The sequence below is a fragment of the Lachnoclostridium sp. An14 genome (assembly GCF_002160755.1).
In the GTDB taxonomy this organism is placed as follows: Bacteria; Bacillota; Clostridia; order Lachnospirales; family Lachnospiraceae; genus Lachnoclostridium_A.
In genome coordinates, this window is the sequence record NZ_NFLE01000001.1 from 268,607 (window position 1) to 286,512 (window position 17,906).

Sequence of the window (17,906 nt, forward strand, 5' to 3'; positions counted from 1 at the left end):
CCACGCCCATCTATACCGGCGCCATCCGGGGCTTTCACAGTAAAGCAGGAGCCTGCCAGACATTTGCAGGCCCCCGTATATGGTATCAAAAAATCTTCTGCCCCCTGGGAGACAGACGCCCCGCAGAGTCCGGTCCGTCCTTCCTTTAGGGCAAACATTTCTGGCAGACAGATTCCGCCCGTCACTCTTTGTAAAACAGCTCCGCCACCTTCGAAAGCCCCATGGAATTGGAGCCTTTAAAGAGCACACAGTCCCCCGGCTGAAGACAGCCCTTTAAAAAGTCCGCCATCTCCTCCCGGTCCAGGAACCGCCGCACCGAACCGGCGCCGCCGCATTCCTCCGCTCCGTCCCCGATCCGTGCTGCCAGCTCCCCGCAGGTCACCAGCACGTCCACCGGAAAATCCTTTAAAAACGCTCCCACCTCATAGTGGAACCGCTCCGTCTCCTCCCCCAGCTCCTTCATATCCGCCAGCACAGCGATGTGCCGCCCCTTCCGATCCAGGCCGGCCAGCACTTCGATGGCCGCCTTCATGGACACGGGGCTGGCGTTGTAGGTGTCGTCCAGGACGGTGATCCCGTCTTTCTCAAAGATCTGCTGCCGGTGCTGGAACCCCCGGAACTCCTCCAGGGCCGCCGCGGCGTTCTCCATGGGAATTCCAGACTCCTCCGCCGCCGCCAGGGCCGCCATGGCGTTTGACACGTTGTGAAGGCCCAGCACATTTAAGCGGACGGGAACCCGTTTCTCCCCGCAGACGGCGGTGAAGGCGGGGCGGCCGTTTTCCATCCGCACCTCCTCCGCCCGGTAATGGCAGTTCTCCCCGGTGCCGTAATAGAGGGTGCGGAATCCTTCCCTGGCCTTTGCGCCCTTTAAGAGGGGATCGTCCCCGTTTAACAGCAGCAGTCCGCCGGGCTGCAATCCGTCCTGAATGGTCAGCTTTTCCCTCAGGATATTCTCCTGGGAGCCCAGCTGCTCGATGTGGGCGATGCCGATGTTGGTGATCACCGCCATGGTGGGCCGGGCCACCTGGGCGATCCTGGTCAGCTCTCCCGGCTCGCTCATCCCCAGCTCGATCACGGCGATCTCATCCTCCGGGGCGATCTGGGACATGGTGATGGGAACCCCCACCTGGCTGTTGCTGTTGCCCGGCGTCTTGTACACCCGCAGTCCGGCCCCCAGGGCCGCCGCGATCATCTCTCTGGTGGTGGTTTTTCCCACGCTGCCGGTGATTCCCACCACCGGGATGGAGAGCCGTCCCCGGCACCAGCTGCCAAACCGCTGCAAGGCCGCTCTGGTGTCGTCCACCCGGATCCAGGCCGCCTCCCCGGCCTTCTCCGCCGGAATATCCTCCGCCTCATGCTCGCTGGTAAACACCGCGGCCGCCCCCATGGCAACCACCTGCTCTAAAAAGCGGTGAGCGTCCACCCGTTCCCCCACGATGGGTACGAACAGATCCCCCTCTCCCACCTTTCTGGAATCCAGGGAAATCCCCGTCACCGTCCTGCTGCCGTCTCCGGCTAACAGCCGTCCTTCCGACGCCTGTACAATCTCATTTACTGTAACTGTCATATCTCTCCTCTTTCCGTCTACAGGCCCAGATCTCTCACGGCCTCCTCCACCACTTCCCGGTCCAGGAAATGGGTACGGACGCCATTGATCTCCTGATAGTCCTCGTGGCCTTTTCCGATAATGGCGATCATATCCCCCGGCTGGGCGTGGGACAGGCTGTAGTAAATGGCCTCCCGCCGGTCCGGGATCTCCACAAAGGCCCCGCCGGTGGGCTCTAAGCGGCTGCGGATGTCGGCGATGATGTCCTCCGTCTTCTCATACCGGGAATTGTCCGCGGTGAGAATACACAGATCCGCCATCTTTCCACCGATCTCTCCCATGGAATACCGCCGGTCCTTGGAGCGGTTTCCGCCGCTGCCGAACACGCAGACCAGCCGCCTGGGATGGTACTCCCGCAGGGTCTTTAACAGGCTTTCCATGCTGACAGCGTTGTGGGCGTAGTCGATGATCACCGTGCATTTTTCCGAGCTGTAGGCCAGCTCCATGCGGCCGTTGACCCGCACGTGCTCCAGGCCGTGGCTCACCGCCTCCTCAGAGATTCCCATGGCCCGGCAGACGCTGGCCGCCGCCAGGGCGTTACTCACGTTGAAGGCTCCCGGCAGACCCAGGCGCAGCTCCAGCCGCCGCCCGTCTCTCTCGTCGGTGACGTCAAACTCCGTGCCCACAAAGCCCGGCTCCGCCACGCAGCGCACCTGGCCCCCTAAAAATCCCGGAAATCCCTCTCTGTCCGGCTCCGTCCCGTAAGTACACAGGGTCTCGCAGGTGCGGTCCTTAATGATCCCCTGGAAATGTTCGTCGTCCCGGTTTGCGATGCCCACCCGGCACATGGTAAACAGTCTGGATTTATAATAAAGGTACTCGTCAAAATCGGCGTGTTCATCCGGCCCGATGTGGTCGGGGGTAATGTTGGTGAACACTCCGTAGTCGAAAAACAGGCCGTCGGTGCGGTGCATCTTGATGCCCTGGGAGGACACCTCCATGAGGACGTACTCACAGCCGGCCTCCGCCATTTTATACAGGTATTCCTGCAGGGTGTAGGACTCGGGGGTGGTGTTCACCGTGGGGGTCACCTGATCCCCGATCACCGCTCCCGTGGTGCCGATCATTCCCACCTTCTTTCCCGCCGCCTCCAAAATGGCCTTGATCATATGGGTGGTGGTGGTCTTTCCCTTGGTGCCGGTCACTCCCACGGAGATCATCCGGCGGATGGGATTGCCAAACCGCACGCCGGATAACATGGCCAGGGCGTGGCGGGAACTCTCCACCCGCACCACTGTGGCCCCCTCCGGCAGCTCCACGTCCCGCTCCACCACAAAGGCGGTTACGCCCTGGGCGGCCACGTCGCCGATAAAGCCGTGGGAATCAATCCTGGTTCCCTTCAGGCACACAAAAATGGTGCCCGGTTGCGCCTTTCTGGAGTCGTACACCACGTCCTCCGCCTCTGTATCCAAATCTCCCTGCAGCAGCTCGTAATCCAAATCCTTCAACCAATCTCTCAGTTTCATGTTGTCCCTCCGTTCTTCTATTCTCGTATGTTCCAATTATACGGCTCCCGGCGGACCGTCCCGCCGGAACCCGTGTCCCCATTCCCGAGCGTTCCCCGCCGTTCTTCCTTCGCGAACCATTCGGGAACGGGCACACATCCCGTTTTCCTGTGTCATACTGTGTCATAGAAACCTGCATCCCCTATGACCCAAAAGCCTCCGGCGCGGGTGTGCGCCGCAGCTTGCACCTTTTCATTTCCCCGGTTTCCAGACGCCGGGAGGGGAAAGGGTTTCCGCCTCCCGCGCCTGGATTTCAGACATTGAAACAGGGATTAAAATCTGAGCCAGAGCCGAATCAGAACAGGCCGGTGATCACGCCGTCCTCATTCACGTCGATCCCCTCTGCCGCCGGAACCTTGGGAAGGCCCGGCATGGTCATGATGGCGCCGGTGAGGGCCACCACGAATCCGGCTCCCGCGGACACGTAGGCGTCCCGCACGTTGATGGTAAAGCCGGTGGGCCGCCCTAACTTCGTCTGGTCGTCAGACAGGGAATACTGGGTCTTTGCCATGCAGACCGGCACGGAGCCAAAGCCCATCTCCGTGATCCGCTTTAAGGCCCGCTCCGCCGCCGGGGCATAGGTGACGCCGTCCGCCCCGTAGATCTCTTTGGCGATGGTGGCGATCTTGTCCTTTAAGCTCATATCGTCGGGGTAGATGGGGGCAAAATGGCTCTCCTTCGTCTCCAGGGTGGAGATCACCTTCTCTGCCAGGGCCTGGCCGCCCTCGCCGCCCTTTGCCCACACTTCAGAAAGGGCAAATTCACAGCCCCGCTCCTCGCAGAACCGGCGGATGAACTCGTACTCTCTCTCCGTGTCGGTGATAAAGGAATTTAAGGTCACCACCACGGGGACGCCGTATTTCTGCAGGTTCTCGATGTGCTTTTCCAGGTTTACAATGCCTTTTTCCAGGGCCTCCAGGTTCTCCGCCTGCAGCTCCGTCTTCGGCACGCCGCCATTGTACTTTAAGGCCCGCACCGTGGCCACCAGCACCACCGCGTCCGGCTTTAAGCCTGCCATGCGGCACTTGATGTCCAGGAACTTTTCCGCTCCCAGATCGGCGCCGAACCCGGCCTCCGTCACCACGATGTCCGCCAGCTTTAAGGCCGTCCTGGTGGCTCTCACGCTGTTGCAGCCGTGGGCGATGTTGGCGAAGGGGCCGCCGTGCACCACGGCTCCCGTGTGCTCCAGGGTCTGGATCAGGTTAGGCTTTAAGGCGTCCTTTAACAGGGCCGCCATGGCTCCCACCGCGTGGAGGTCCGCCGCCGTCACCGGCTCTCCTGCGTAATTATATGCCACGATGATTTTTCCCAGACGTCTCTTTAAGTCTTCCATGTTCTCCGCCAAGCAGAGGATGGCCATGATCTCCGACGCCACGGTGATCACGAAATGGTCCTCCCTCACCACGCCGTCGGCCTTGGCCCCAAGGCCCACTACGATGTTGCGCAGGGAACGGTCGTTCATGTCCAGGCACCGTTTCCAGAGCACCTGCCTGGTGTCGATCCCCAGGGAGTTGCCCTGCTGGATGTGGTTGTCCAAAAGGGCGGCTAACAGGTTGTTGGCAGAAGTAATGGCATGGAAATCGCCGGTAAAATGAAGGTTTAAATCCTCCATGGGAACCACCTGGGCATAGCCGCCGCCGGCCGCCCCGCCTTTAATGCCGAAACACGGCCCCAAAGACGGCTCTCTGAGCGCGATGAGCGTTTTCTTTCCCAGCCTGGAGAGGGCGTCTCCCAGTCCCACGCTGGTGGTGGTCTTTCCCTCTCCCGCCGGAGTGGGGTTGATGGCCGTCACCAGCACCAGTTTTCCGTCCTTTCTGTCCTTCACCTGCTCCCACAGCTCGTCCGTGAGCTTTGCCTTGTACTTGCCGTACAGCTCCAGCTCGTCCTCTCCGATGCCGTACGCCGCCGCCACCTCTTTGATGGGCAGCATGGTTGCCTCCTGGGCGATTTGAATATCCGTTTTCATCCCTACTTCTACCTCCTTGTGAATTTATGACTATTGACCGTTTCCGAATTTTTCTTCAAATTCGTCCATGGTCATCAGTACCTTTCTCGGTTTGGTGCCTTCCTCCTCACCTACCACGCCGGCGTCCGCCAGCTGGTCCATGATCCTGGCCGCCCGGTTAAAGCCGATCTTAAACATCCGCTGGAGCATTCCGATGGACGCTTTCTCCTTCTCCAGGATAAAGCGGCCCGCCTGGACAAAATACTCGTCCCGGCCGGAATCCCCGCCGGCCGCCTGGGCGGACGGGGCCGCCGTGATGCGGCTCACCACCTCCGGGCTGTAGTCCGCGGACATTCCCTGCTCCGTGAGGAAGTCCACCACCTTCTGTACCTCCTCGTCGGACACAAAGGCGCCCTGCACCCGCTGGGGCTTTGGAAAGCCGGAGGGGTAAAAGAGCATATCGCCCTTTCCCAAAAGCTTTTCCGCCCCGTTCATATCAATGATCGTCCGGGAGTCCACGCCGGAGGAAACGGCGAAGGCAATCCGGGACGGCACGTTGGCTTTGATCAGGCCGGTGATGACGTTCACCGACGGCCTCTGAGTGGCGATCACCAGATGGATGCCCGCCGCCCTGGCCAGCTGGGCCAGACGGCAGATGGCGTCCTCCACCTCTCCGGGAGCCACCATCATCAGATCCGCAAGCTCGTCGATGATGATGACGATCTGAGGCAGCTTTTTCGGTTTGTTCTCGTCCTGGATGTCCTCGGTCCTGGCCACCTTGTCATTGTAGCCCTTTAAATCCCGGACGTTGTATTTCGCGAATTTCTCATAGCGGTCCATCATCTCCGCCACCGCCCAGTTTAAGGCCCCCGACGCCTTTTTCGGGTCGGTGACCACGGGGATGAGCAGATGGGGGATGCCGTTGTAGACGCTTAATTCCACCACCTTGGGGTCCACCATGATGAGCTTTACATCCTCCGGTTTGGATTTGTAAATGATGCTCATAATCAGGGTGTTGATGCACACCGATTTTCCGGAGCCGGTGGCTCCGGCGATGAGCAGGTGAGGCATTTTGGCGATGTCCGTCACCACCACCTGGCCGCCGATGTCCTTGCCCACGGCGAAGGCCAGATTGGATTTATGATTCTGGAAACCGTCCGCCTCCAGGATTTCCCGCAGGTAGACCACGTTGTTTTCCTTATTCGGCACCTCGATGCCCACCGCCGATTTTCCCGGGATGGGGGCCTCGATGCGGATGTCCGCCGCCGCCAGGCTCAGCTTGATGTCGTCGGTCAGGCCCACGATTTTGCTCACCTTCACCCCCTGCTCCGGATGGAGCTCATAGCGGGTCACAGAGGGGCCGCAGCTGATATTGGTGACGGTAACGCCTACCCCGAAGTTGCGCAGGGTCTGCTGGAGCTTGACCGCCGTCTCCTTGTACTCGTTTTCGGAAAAGGCGGAGTTTCTCGCCCCCCGTTTTAACAGGTTTAAGGGCGGGAATACGTATTCCTTCTTTACCGTCTCCTCTTTTTTGGCGATCTCCTCGCTGACGCTTAAGGGGCTGTCTCCCGCCTCCACGGCCTCCGCCCGCTTTTTCTCCACCCGTTTTTTTAAGAGCTCCGTGTCCGTCTCGATCACCTTTCCGGAGGCGGTCACCACCCGGCGCTCTCCCTCCGGGGACGTAAAGGCCCCATCGGTCATGGCGGCGGCAAAGGGATCGCCCTCCGCCACCCGCCCGGGCTGTGTCTCTCCGTCCTGGAAAAACGCCTCCCCGGTTCCGCCGGATTCACCGGTTTCCCCTTCCGCGGCTGTTCCCGGGCCAAAGGCTGTCCCGGCCATATTCCAGGGTGCCGGAACGCCGTCCCGGCCATATTCTCCGACTCCGTCAAAGCGCTCCCTGCCAAACTCCGGCTCATCGTCGTCAAAGGACGGTTCGTCCTCCCGGAAAACAGGGGAAAATCCCGGCTCGAATACGGAGTCCTCCCGCTTCGCCTCTCCCTCCGGAGCCAGAGGCTCCCAGGGAATGGAATCCTCCTCTGCAGGCTCCGGGCTGCGGTGGAAATCCTCCTCCACCAGGTTCATCTCCTCCAACGTCCTGGTGTCCTTTCTCAGATAAATGGTATCGCCGCCATCTTCCCCGTCCGTAGCTCCAACGGCACGCTCCACGGCGGCCAGATCGTCCTCGCCAAAGGAAGGCTCGTCCTCCGGAACGGGATGGGGATAGGCGATGGTGCCGGTAAACACGTCGTCCCGGCTGTCCCGTCCCCCGGCGGCGGGCTGGCCGCTGGCCGCAGTTTCCCCGCTCCAGGCATCCCCGTCCCCGTTCCAGGCCTCCCGGCCGTCCGCGGCGGCCGCTGCCACCGGTTCCGCAGACGCCCTTTCCCACTCCTCTTTGGAGATCTTCCGTCCCCGTTTCCGGCCGCGGTCCGTCTCCTGCTCCAGGGACTCCACCAGGCCTGACAGTTCTTCCCCGTCATCCCACTGGGAATCCTCCAGCTTGGTCGCGTCTAGGTCCACGCCCCGGACCACCCGCTCCTCTCTCAGGCGGCGTTTTTCCTCCTGGTGCTCCGCCCAGGCCTCCTTGCGCCGGTCCATGTCCTCCTTCGCGTACTGAGCTGCCTTCACCCCGCTGCGTTTCACCAGAGACACCAGAGATTTCTCCGTGATCACCACCAGGGAGACGGCCAAAAGCACAAAAAGGAGCAGATATGTACCCACCTTGCCCACCAGGCTGTAAAGCCCGTGGCTGATGATCCCTCCTACCAGTCCTCCGCCCAGGCCGGTGGCCGCGGAGGCCTTATAAAATTCCGTCAGCTTTACGCCCGCCTGAAAGGGTTCTCCAAACAGGGCCTCCCCCAGGCCGCAGAGCACCAGCACCGCCGCGATGGACGCCCCCAATTTTAAGGACGCGATGGGATTCCCCACATTGGAAAGGTAAAAGCAGGCTCCCACAAACATCACCAGCGGAGCGATAAATCCGATCATCCCGAACAGCCCCAGCTGTACGCTCCGCAGAAAATCCCCCACGACTCCGCAGAGGTGGAAGTTGCTTAAAAATAACAGCACCGCCAGGGCAAAGGATCCGATAATCACCATCTCAGACCCTAAAAACTCTGGTCTTTCCGGCTCTTTTTTCTTCGACGGCCTTCCCGGCCCCCGTTTCGTCTTTGCCTTCGCGGTGGATGTCTTTGTTGTCTTTTTCGCCTGCGCCACTAAAACTTGCCTCCTAACATCAGTGAAGCCCGGCGGCCATAGCCTGCCGGAGCTTCCTCTGCCCGTTTCATTTAGTATACAAAAATTTGAGGGAAATTGCAACCGTCTCACTTTTTTTTGCGTTCCGCCATGGAGTACAGTTTCTTTAAGGCCTCCCGGATGCCGCCCACCTCGTCGATCAGGCCGGCCTTCACCGCCTCCTCCCCCACCAGCACCGTTCCCAGATCCCTGGTGAGCATTTCCGTGCTGTGCATCAGTTTCTTCAGCTGATCGTGGGCGATCCTCGCGTGATCAGAGACAAAGGTCAGGATCCGCTCCTGGATCATCTCAAAATATTCGTAGGTCCGCTCCGTCCCGATGACCATGCCCGTCATCCGCACAGGATGGACCATCATGGTGCCTGTGGGCACGATAAAGGAGTAGTCCGCGGCCACCGCCAGAGGCACCCCGATGGAATGGCTCCCGCCGAGCACCAGGGAAACGGTGGGCATGGACATGGAGGCGATCATCTCCGCGATGGCCAGCCCCGCGTCCACATCCCCGCCGGAGGTGTTTAAAAGCACCAGCAGCCCGTCGATCCCGGCGTCGTCCTCCAGCTGGGCCAGCTTTGGCAGCACGTGGTCGTATTTCGTGGCCTTGCTGCTGCCGGGGAGGTTTTCGTGGCCCTCGATCTCCCCGATGATGGAGAGCAGGTAGATGGTTTTCTTCCCAGGATTGGCGTTTAAGGTCATCTGGCCGTACTCCTCCAGCCTGGCATCCTCCTTTTCCTCCACCTCCTTTTTCATCTTCTCCCGGTCCAGATCCCGGCCGCCGTTCTTTTCCTTTTCCCGTTCCTTCTTTTTATCGCTCATATCCCAATACAGCTCCTTCTTATTATATTGCAGTTACGCCGGAAAACGGGCGCCGCGGCTGCGCAGACAGCCATCCTCTCTCTGCGGCGCTCCTTTGCCGGAAATGCCTGTTTCACAGGGAATGAAACTTCCCAGGAAACTGAAAGGGCGGGCCGCAGGGGACTTTTCCCCCGCAGCCCGCCATGCTGCTCTTAGGATGCGCGAATTTTTCTGTTTTATGCGCCGCCTGCCTTTAGTCGATCACATTGCGGATCGCCTTGGGCTGACGGTAATTCCACGTGGAAATCTTGATGCCGCTTCTTCTGCTGGCGGCGTGGACGATCTGGCCGTTTCCGATGTACATGGCCACGTGGTTGATGGTGCCGCCGCTGTTGGCATAAAAGATTAAGTCTCCCGGCCGCATCTCACTGGAGGAGACAGACCGGCCCATCTTGGCCTGGGAACCGGAATAATGGGGCAGATAAATCCCGAAGTGCTCCAGCACCTTCATGGTAAATCCGGAGCAGTCCGCCCCCTTCGTCAGGCTGGTGCCGCCCCAGACGTAAGGATTTCCCACAAACTGCAGGGCATAATTGACGATCTGAGTCCGCCTGGACAGCTCCTTGTTGGCCTTTTCCTCCAGAGGGGAGAACTTGATCGCCTCCGGAAGGGCGTAGCGCACCTCCACGTTGTTGTCACGGGTGGAAAGGTAGGCATTGTCCGCGTCCTCCGCCGTATCCAGCTCAATCTGCACCCAGCCGTCCAGCTGCTGGAGCACCGGATATTTCTCCTCTGAAGAAAGCTGGGTCCATATCTTACTCTCCGTGGACGGCTCGGTGCGGACTCTCAGACCATCCACCTTGACCACAGCCATCAGGGTCGCTTCCTGCATGGCCAGATCCCTGGCCTCCTGGCCGGTGGCGATGTACTGGGAATCCGCGCTCACATAGCCCACAATGTTTCCTGATTTAATCTTGTACCACTGCCCGTCCTCGGACGTCTCAATGATGTTGCCGGCCGCCCGGCTGGGCAGCTTTCCGATGACGTTTCCCATCCCCTCGCTCTGGGTGGGTGAGGAACGCACATTCAGATAGCTGTCCACCTTGGAGACCAGGATATTGTCGTACTGGTTCACCGCCATGGTGCGCATATCCAGTTTCCTGGCCTCGTTTAAGCAGTATTTCACTTCCACGTAGTCGGCGGAAACGTAGCCCTCGCTGATCTGCACCCAGCCGTCGGCCTCGCCGATTACCTCGTAGCGCTCGTTCTGAGCCGCCGCTCCCTTCACGTTGGAGGGGTCGATCACCGGCTCTGTGCGGATGTTTAGCTTGTCCGCCGTGACGATGGCCCGTTTCTTCACATTCTCCCTGGCCGCCGCCTTCGCTTCCTCCCCGGTGAGAATGTACTGGCTGCTCACGTAGCCCTCAAAGCCGCCGGAGGAAATGTGGTGCCAGCCGCCGTCCTCGGTGGTGTCCAGGATCTCGCAGCCGCTGCCCTCCATCAGCTTTCCGATGATGGTGCCGCCGGTGTCAGGGGTCTCCCGGATATTCAAATATCCAGATACCTGGGCAATGCCCAGATTGGAATAGGCGTTCACCGCCTCCTCCACCGCCTGGGCCAGCTCGGCGGCCGCCTGCTCCTCCGGAGAAAGGCTCTCCCCGTCTCCCGGGCTGTCCTCCACATTCTGCCCGTCCGGCGTATCGTTGGAGGCGGAGCGGGTGGCCGCCAGAACCACGGCGATCACCAGCAGCACCACAACGAGGATGCCGCCGCCGATCATCACGTATTTCTGATACTGGTTTCTGTTTCGCCTTCTTCTGGCCCGCTTGAGGGCCGATTTGTAATCTTTCTGCTGATTCGTATCTGACATCTTGTCTTCACTCCAAACTGTCCTTAAACCTGAAAACCTCTGAGGTGCATATAGAATTTCACCAGCTCGGAAAGCTGATCCAGAGTCAGGTTCGTCGCGTTGATCGGCAGGTCATAGAGGGTCATGTCGCCCCACTCCCTGCCGGTGAAATACTTGTAATACTCCCGGCGCTCCCGGTCAATCCGCTTGATCTTTTTGATGGCTTCGTCCTCCTCCAGGACGCCGTCCACCTCCATCACCCGGCGGATCCTGGTGGGCATATCCGCGTACACAAACAGACGGACCACATCCACCTCCGGCTCGGCCTCCAATACGTAGTCGGCGCAGCGGCCCATGATGATGCAGGACTGTTCCCTGGCCAGCTTACGGATGACCTCCGACTGGAAACGGAACAGATTTTCCTTGGACGTGAGCTTTTTCGACGTGGGTGCCCCCAGGCTGTCCCGCACGCCGCCGACGATGCGGTAGAGCAGGTTATTGCCCGCTTTCTCGTCCGCCAGACGGAAATACTGCTCTCCAATGGCGCTCTCCTCCGATGTCATTTTCAGGATCTCCTCATCATAAAAGGGGATCCCCAATTCCTCTGCCAGCCTCTTGCTGGTAATCCTTCCACCGCTGCCGTACTGGCGGTCGATGGTAATCACCACTCTGCCGTTTACTGCCATATGAAAAACCTCCTGAACTCCTAAAAGATCCGGCCAGGCTCACGCCTCCCCGTACCCTAATCATAACACATCTGATATTTCAAGTAAATTACTTTTAAAAGCATTTGGTGCCAGGGATTTCCGGGCGGCCAGGCCTTAAACGCAAACGGCCCCGGAAAACCGGGGCGGGGAAAATGTCCGTCCAGCACGGACTACCGAAAAAGTGTGCGCTAAGCGCACACTCGCGCCGGAGCGCGGCTGCGCCGGCAGCCATTTTCCTTTGCGCGGAGTGTGCCTCCTTGCGGAGCATTCTTGTTTAACAGGAAACGAAGTTTCCTGTTAAACAAAAAAGGGTGCGCAGTAGCACACGTTCGCGCCGAAGCGCGGCTGCACCGGCAGCCCGTTCCCTTTGCGCGGAGTGTGCCTTTCGCCGGAGGCGTTAGTGTCACAGGAAACGCGGTTTCCTGTGACACAAAAAAGCAAATCTGCCAGCGCGCACCCTTTATAAAATCTCCTTGTACAGCCGCAGCACATTTCCATGAAATACCGCCGCGACCTCCGGCTCCGTAAAGCCCGCGTCCTCCATGGCCTCCGCCAGCAAAGGCAGCCCGGCGGCGGTGCCAAGCTCCACCTCCCCCGGAATGCCGTCAAAATCCGATCCCAGGCCGATGCAGCCGGTTCCGCCCACATTCTTCATGTGTTTCATGTGCTCCACGATCCTTCTGGTGCGGCTGAACTGCCGGCCGCCCTCCGGGATCTTCTCCAGGAAATGGCAGCAGTAATTCATGCCGATCACTCCGCCCTTTTCCGCAATGGCCCGGATCATGCCGTCCGTCAGGTTCCGGGAGTGGTCCGCCAGGCTCCTGGCGTTGGAGTGGGAGGCCACAAAGGGCTTTTTCGCCGTCCGCACCACATCCCAGATGCCGGCGTCGGAGAGGTGGGCCACGTCCACGATCATCCCCAGGGCCTCCATCTCCTCCACCATCTCAAAGCCACGCTCCTTTAAGCCGCGCTCCGTCTCCGGAACGCCGCCGCCCTTTCCCGGGAACGCCAGGCTGTTTTCGTAGTTCCAGGTGAGGGTCATCATCCTGGCTCCCAGCCGGTACAGGGTCCGCAAAAGGGCCGGATCTCCCTGGCACACCTCCCCCTCCTCCAGGGTGAGAAGGGCCGACATCCGCCCCTGTTTTTCATTTTCCTCCATCTGGGCAAAGGAGGTCACCGGGGAAATCCAGTCCCCGTATTTCTCCATCTCCCTGTAAAAAGTGTCCGCCATACGCGTACACGTCTCAAAAGGGCAATCCGTCTCTTTTAAATCCACAAACAGGGCGAAATTCTGCAGGAGATAGTCCCCCGCCTTCATCTTTTTCAGGTCCACCTGCAGGCGGTTCTCCAGAAGGGAGACCTCCTCTCCCCGTCTCTTTGCCCCAAAGATTTCCCCAATGGTGTCGCAGTGCATATCCACAACCTTCATATCTGTTCCTCCCGGCCCGGCTGCCGTTTTCTCTTTCATTGTATTCCGCTGATCGCGGCCGCGCTCCTCTGCCGCCTATTCACTTCGCAGGGCGTCGATGGGGTTTAGCCCCGCCGCCCGGCTGGCGGGCATATACCCGAAGATCAGCCCGATCCCCACGGAAACGCTGAAGGAAATCAGAATGGCCCCAAAGGTAGGGGGCGTGTCGATTCCCATGGCGTTTCCGATCATCACCGTGGCCCCGGAGCCTAAGAGAATGCCGATGATGCCTCCGATGGAGCTGGTCACCGCCGCCTCGATCACAAACTGCTGCATAATCGCCCCCCGCTTGGCCCCCAGGGCCTTGCGGATGCCGATCTCCCTGGTGCGCTCCGTCACCGACACCAGCATGATATTCATCACGCCCACTCCGGCTACCAGCAGGGAAATCCCGGCGATGCCTCCCAGCATTCCCGACATCATGGCGATCTGCTCGTTTAAGGTGTCCAAAAGCTCGCTGTTGGCGTTTACGTGATAGAGGTCGTCGTTCTGGTAGATCTCGTTTAAAAAGGATTCCAGCTCCCGTTTGCAGGCCTCTGTCTCCTCCACGGAGCGGGAGGTGAAAATGTAGTTGCCGATGGCCCCGTTCCTCGTCATCTTTACCGCCGTGGAATAGGGGATCCACAGAAAGTCGTCGGTGCCGCCTTCCTTCAGCTCATCCTCGCTCTGCCTCTCCACCACCCCCACGATCTTGTAGGCGTTTCCGCTGATCTTGACGGTCTGGTCCAGAGCCTTTTCCGGGCCTCCGAACAGCTCGTTTGCCACGTAGTAGCCGGCCACGCACACCTTCTGCCGGGAGAGGATGTCGGAATACTGGAGGTTTCTTCCCGCCTCCAGCTCATAGTCCTTGATGCCCAGATAATCCTCGCTGTAGCCGCCCACGTTAGTGGCGTCCAGGGAGTCGTTTCCTTCCTTGACCACGGCGGTGACGTTTACCACCGGCGTCATCCGCTCATAAAGCTCCCGGTGCTCCTCAAAAAACGCATAGGTATCGTCCACGTCCAGGGAACGGGAGGGCAGGTTGACCACATTCACGGAGATCTGGTTCACGCCCATGCTGGCGAAACTGTCCACCACGGAGGACATATAGCCGTTTACAATGCTCACCAGGATGATCACCGACGCCACGCCGATGATGATGCCAAGCATGGTGAGAAAGGATCGCATTTTATTTCCCATGATGCTTTTGATTGCCATTTTAAATGATTGCAGCATAGTCCTCCACATCTCCGTCAAAATTGATCTTTCCGTCGTGGATCCGCACCACCCGCTTCGCCTCCACGGCGATGGAATTGTCATGGGTGATCATCACGATGGTGTTGCCCTCCCGGTTGAGCTGTTTTAGGAAATCCAGCACCTCCCTGCTGGTCCTGGAATCCAGGGCTCCGGTGGGCTCGTCGGCTAAAATCAGGGACGGGTCCCCCGCCAGAGCGCGGGCGATGGACACCCGCTGCTGCTGGCCGCCGGAGAGCTGGTTTGGCATATTCCTCCATTTTTCCTTAAGGCCCACCCGCTCCAGGGATTTCATGGCCCGCTCCCGCCGCTCCTCATGGCCCACACCGGCGTAGAGAAGGGGCAGCTCCACGTTTTCCAGAAGGTTCAGTTTCGGCAGCAGGTTGTACTGCTGGAAAATGAACCCGATCATCCGGTTGCGGATGGCGGCCAGCTGGTCGTCGGACATATCGCTTACGTCCTCCCCGCCCAGGTAGTAGGAGCCGTCCGTGGGGACGTCCAGGGCCCCGATGATATTCATCAGGGTGGACTTCCCGCTGCCGGACTTTCCCACTATGGCCACAAACTCCCCTTTGGAGATGGAGAGAGTGATGCCGTCGTTGGCCCGCACCTCCTCGTCTCCCATCTGGTAAATCTTGTAAATATCCTTTAATTCAATCAGCGGTTCTCCCATGGCAGTACCTCCTAGCGCCTCGGTCCGCCGCCGGGCCCGCCTCCCGGGCCGCCGCCCGGCGGTGTGGGCGGGCCCATGAGAACCGGTGCCGCGTTCTTTTTAGACGCCTCGTCCACATAGACCTCGTCACCCTCAGAAAGGCCGCTTACGATCTCCACAAATTCATCGCTGATCAGACCGGTCTCCACCTCCACCGCCCGGAATCCGGCGGGAACTCCCGGCTCCTCCGCCGCGGCGGCGTCCTTTATGTACACCCGGTCGCCCCGCATCAGGGAATCCGCCGGCACGGCCAGCACACCTCTGGCCTCATCCAGGAGAATGGTGCCTGTCACGTTCATGCCGGGGATCAGCTCCCCCGCGTCGTCTAAGGTCACGGTTACGGGATAGTTGGTGACGCCGTTGGAGTAGGAGCCGTTGATGCTCACGTTGGTCACGGTGCCGGTGAAGGTTTCCCCCTCAAAGGCGTCCGCCGCCACTTCCACCTTCTGTCCCACCTCCACGCTCTTAATGTCCATCTCGTCGATGGACATCTCAAAGGTCAGGGCGGACAGGTCGTAGATCACCGCCAGGGTGGCCTCGGAATTGCCGTCCCGGCTGATGGTCTCCCCCGCGTTCACGTTTTTCGTGATCACCTGGCCGGAAATGGGGGCGGTGATGGTATAGTTGTCGTATTTGTCCTGGGTGCTCTCGATGCTGTTCTCCGCGTTCTCCAGCTGCTGCTCCGCGGAGTTCAAGCTGTTTTCGTAGTTTCTCATCAGCTTATCCGCGGACTTTGCCGTCATCTGAAACAGAGGCGTCCCCGCCGTCACATAATCTCCCTCCGCCACCAGAAGGGCCTCGATCTCCACGGAGCCGTCCAGATCCTCCGCCGACATGGTGGTCTCCACCGACGGCTCAAAGCTCCCTTCCTCGCTGCAGGTCAGATCCCCCACGGTCACCACGGCCGTGTGGGCGGTGGTGAGTCCACCGGGATTTGCCGCCTCCACGTGGACGTAGCGCACAATGCGGCCGCCGGTGATGGTCTCATCCATGTTGGAGACGGAGGTGACGGTGCCAGTAAGCATTTCCCCGGTGTCCGTCAGGGTGATGGCACAGGGCGTGCCGGGGGCGATGGCAGCGGCGTCCCCCGCTAAAAAGGGCACCTTCAGTTTCATCACCCGGTCGTCATAGATGTCCGCCACGGTGGTCTGTCCTCCCACCCGGTCTCCCGCCTGGATGTAAAGATTTTTGATGTAGCCCGTCCTGGTGGACTTGTAGGTGTTTCCGGAAAAGAGGGACTGGGCCTCCTGGTAGTCCGCCAGGGCGTCCGCGTAGCTGTCTTTTGCCCGCTCCAGCCCATTGCTGGCGGAGGTTAGCTGGGATTCCATGGAGGAACGGTCGATCTGGTAGAGCACCTGGCCCTCCGTCACCTGATCCCCCTCCTCAAAATCCGCCGTCAGCACCTCGCCTTCCACCAGGGAGGTGACGCTGTAGGAATCCTTGGCCTCCAGGCTGCCGGAGGCGGATAAGGTGGAAATGATGTCCTGCCGCTTGACCTGGGCAGTCTGCTGAGGCTTTGCCGTCTGGTCCGCCGTCTCCTTTCCTCCGCCGAAGAAACGCAGGGCTCCCACGGCCACCGCCAGCACCGCGACGGCGATGACCACCTGCTTTTTCGTGGGTTTCTTCAACCGAACCCGTAAGTTTTTCTTTTTCATGTCTGCTCCCCCGGTCCTAATCTTCGTCCACGTAGTCCACTACGGTGTAAGTCTCGTTGTCATCCCCATCCCTGGATATGGTGTAAATCAGGGTGATCCGGTCCCCCACCTCGATGGAGCCGTACATGGAGAAGGCGAACTGCATTTCCGAGCTGGAGAGCTTGTAGCGCTCCCCGTCCTCCAGCTCCACCTCCGTGGGCGTCATCACGTCGGAGGAATTGTAGTAAATGTGGGTCACGTGGCCGTTGATCACGTTCCGGTCCGACTCCCCGTCCGCCGCCTCGCTGTAGGCCCAGACCGTCTTGGAGCCGGGATTGTAGTAAATCACCAGGTAGCCGGTGTTTAAGTAGGATTTAAAGGTCTCCTTTTCCACCGCCGAGCCGTTTACAAAGTAATTTCCCTCGTTCACCCCAAAGGGCATATCCTCCACGAAACGGCCCCAGTCCGTGACCACCTTCGGCCCCTTCAGACTGTTGTCCGCCATGGCCAGGGGATTGATCTCCCCGTCGGAGGTGAGCTCGCAGCCCAGCACCTGGCCGTAGATGCCATTTTCCCCCTTGGGAGAGGTTTTCAGCAGGTTGTAAAACAGATTGATGCAGTCCTCCTTCGTCAGGGTGTCCGAGGCCCGTTTCCCGATGTCGTCGTTTAAATCCAGATATTCAAACATACTCATACGGCCGCCGATCTGGTCGCCGGTAAAATCTTCATTGGTATAGCCCAACAGAGCCAGCACTCCTCTGGCCGCCTCCTGCAGGGTGATGTGCTGATCCGGCCGGAACACGCCGCCCAGATACCCGGTCATCCAGCCCTTGTCCGCGGCGACGCGGATATAGGAGGCGTACTGATTTTCCTTCGGCACATCCGCGAACACCGACACGGCGCTGTGGTTGGACGTGGTGTTGCGGTACTCTGACGCGTTCACCAGCATCTGGGCAAACTGCGCCCTGGTGACGCTGCTGTACACATCGGTGATTCCCATGATGCCGGAGATCCCGATCACTTTCTTTCTCAGTTCAAAATTGGTGGACGCCTCCGCCTCCGCAGGCACCGCCAGCACCGTCAGAGCCGACGAGACCGCCAGGGAAAGCGCCAATACACGTTTATTCATTTACTCCCTCCAATGGTTTCTCATCCTGTGCAACCGTTTTTCCATACATTTTTTCAGGGCTGAACGGTTGCCATT

12 protein-coding genes are annotated in these 17,906 nt (G+C 59.7%); all 12 read right to left on the reverse strand.

Annotation, left to right across the window (positions count from 1 at the left end; genetic code table 11):
- Positions 1–181: 181 nt before the first annotated feature.
- Positions 182–1,567 (reverse strand): UDP-N-acetylmuramoyl-tripeptide--D-alanyl-D-alanine ligase, encoded by a 1,386-nt coding sequence (locus B5E84_RS01240; RefSeq protein ID WP_087217966.1) that lies wholly within the window; start codon positions 1,565–1,567, stop codon positions 182–184.
- 17 nt (positions 1,568–1,584) lie between these two features.
- Positions 1,585–3,072, reverse strand: coding sequence for a UDP-N-acetylmuramoyl-L-alanyl-D-glutamate--2,6-diaminopimelate ligase (locus tag B5E84_RS01245; protein WP_087217969.1), 1,488 nt, complete (start codon positions 3,070–3,072; stop codon positions 1,585–1,587).
- A gap of 334 nt (positions 3,073–3,406) precedes the next feature.
- Entirely contained in the window at positions 3,407–5,077 is a 1,671-nt protein-coding gene (locus tag B5E84_RS01250; protein ID WP_087217972.1) for a formate--tetrahydrofolate ligase, read from the reverse strand.
- Positions 5,078–5,107: 30 nt separating this feature from the next.
- Entirely contained in the window at positions 5,108–8,152 is a 3,045-nt protein-coding gene (locus B5E84_RS01255) for an FtsK/SpoIIIE family DNA translocase (RefSeq protein WP_087218239.1), read from the reverse strand.
- A gap of 224 nt (positions 8,153–8,376) precedes the next feature.
- Complete coding sequence (locus B5E84_RS01260) at positions 8,377–9,120, reverse strand: ClpP family protease (protein WP_087217976.1); 744 nt, start codon at positions 9,118–9,120, stop codon at positions 8,377–8,379.
- A gap of 232 nt (positions 9,121–9,352) precedes the next feature.
- A complete protein-coding gene (locus B5E84_RS01265) occupies positions 9,353–10,969 on the reverse strand; it encodes a C40 family peptidase (RefSeq protein ID WP_087217979.1) in 1,617 nt (538 codons plus the stop codon).
- Positions 10,970–10,992: 23 nt separating this feature from the next.
- Positions 10,993–11,634: a cytidylate kinase-like family protein gene (locus tag B5E84_RS01270; protein WP_087217982.1), complete on the reverse strand. Its 642-nt coding sequence runs from the start codon at positions 11,632–11,634 to the stop codon at positions 10,993–10,995.
- A gap of 481 nt (positions 11,635–12,115) precedes the next feature.
- Entirely contained in the window at positions 12,116–13,084 is a 969-nt protein-coding gene (locus B5E84_RS01275; RefSeq protein WP_087218242.1) for a dipeptidase, read from the reverse strand.
- A 75-nt stretch (positions 13,085–13,159) separates the two neighbouring features.
- Positions 13,160–14,338 (reverse strand): ABC transporter permease, encoded by a 1,179-nt coding sequence (locus tag B5E84_RS01280; RefSeq protein ID WP_087217985.1) that lies wholly within the window; start codon positions 14,336–14,338, stop codon positions 13,160–13,162.
- Positions 14,322–15,029: an ABC transporter ATP-binding protein gene (locus B5E84_RS01285; protein ID WP_087217988.1), complete on the reverse strand. Its 708-nt coding sequence runs from the start codon at positions 15,027–15,029 to the stop codon at positions 14,322–14,324. The genes B5E84_RS01280 and B5E84_RS01285 overlap by 17 nt, the downstream gene beginning before the upstream one ends.
- An 11-nt stretch (positions 15,030–15,040) precedes the next feature.
- Entirely contained in the window at positions 15,041–16,723 is a 1,683-nt protein-coding gene (locus tag B5E84_RS01290; protein ID WP_087217991.1) for an RND family efflux transporter, read from the reverse strand.
- Positions 16,724–16,739: 16 nt separating this feature from the next.
- Entirely contained in the window at positions 16,740–17,831 is a 1,092-nt protein-coding gene (locus tag B5E84_RS01295) for an S-layer homology domain-containing protein (RefSeq protein WP_087217994.1), read from the reverse strand.
- Positions 17,832–17,906: the final 75 nt, after the last annotated feature.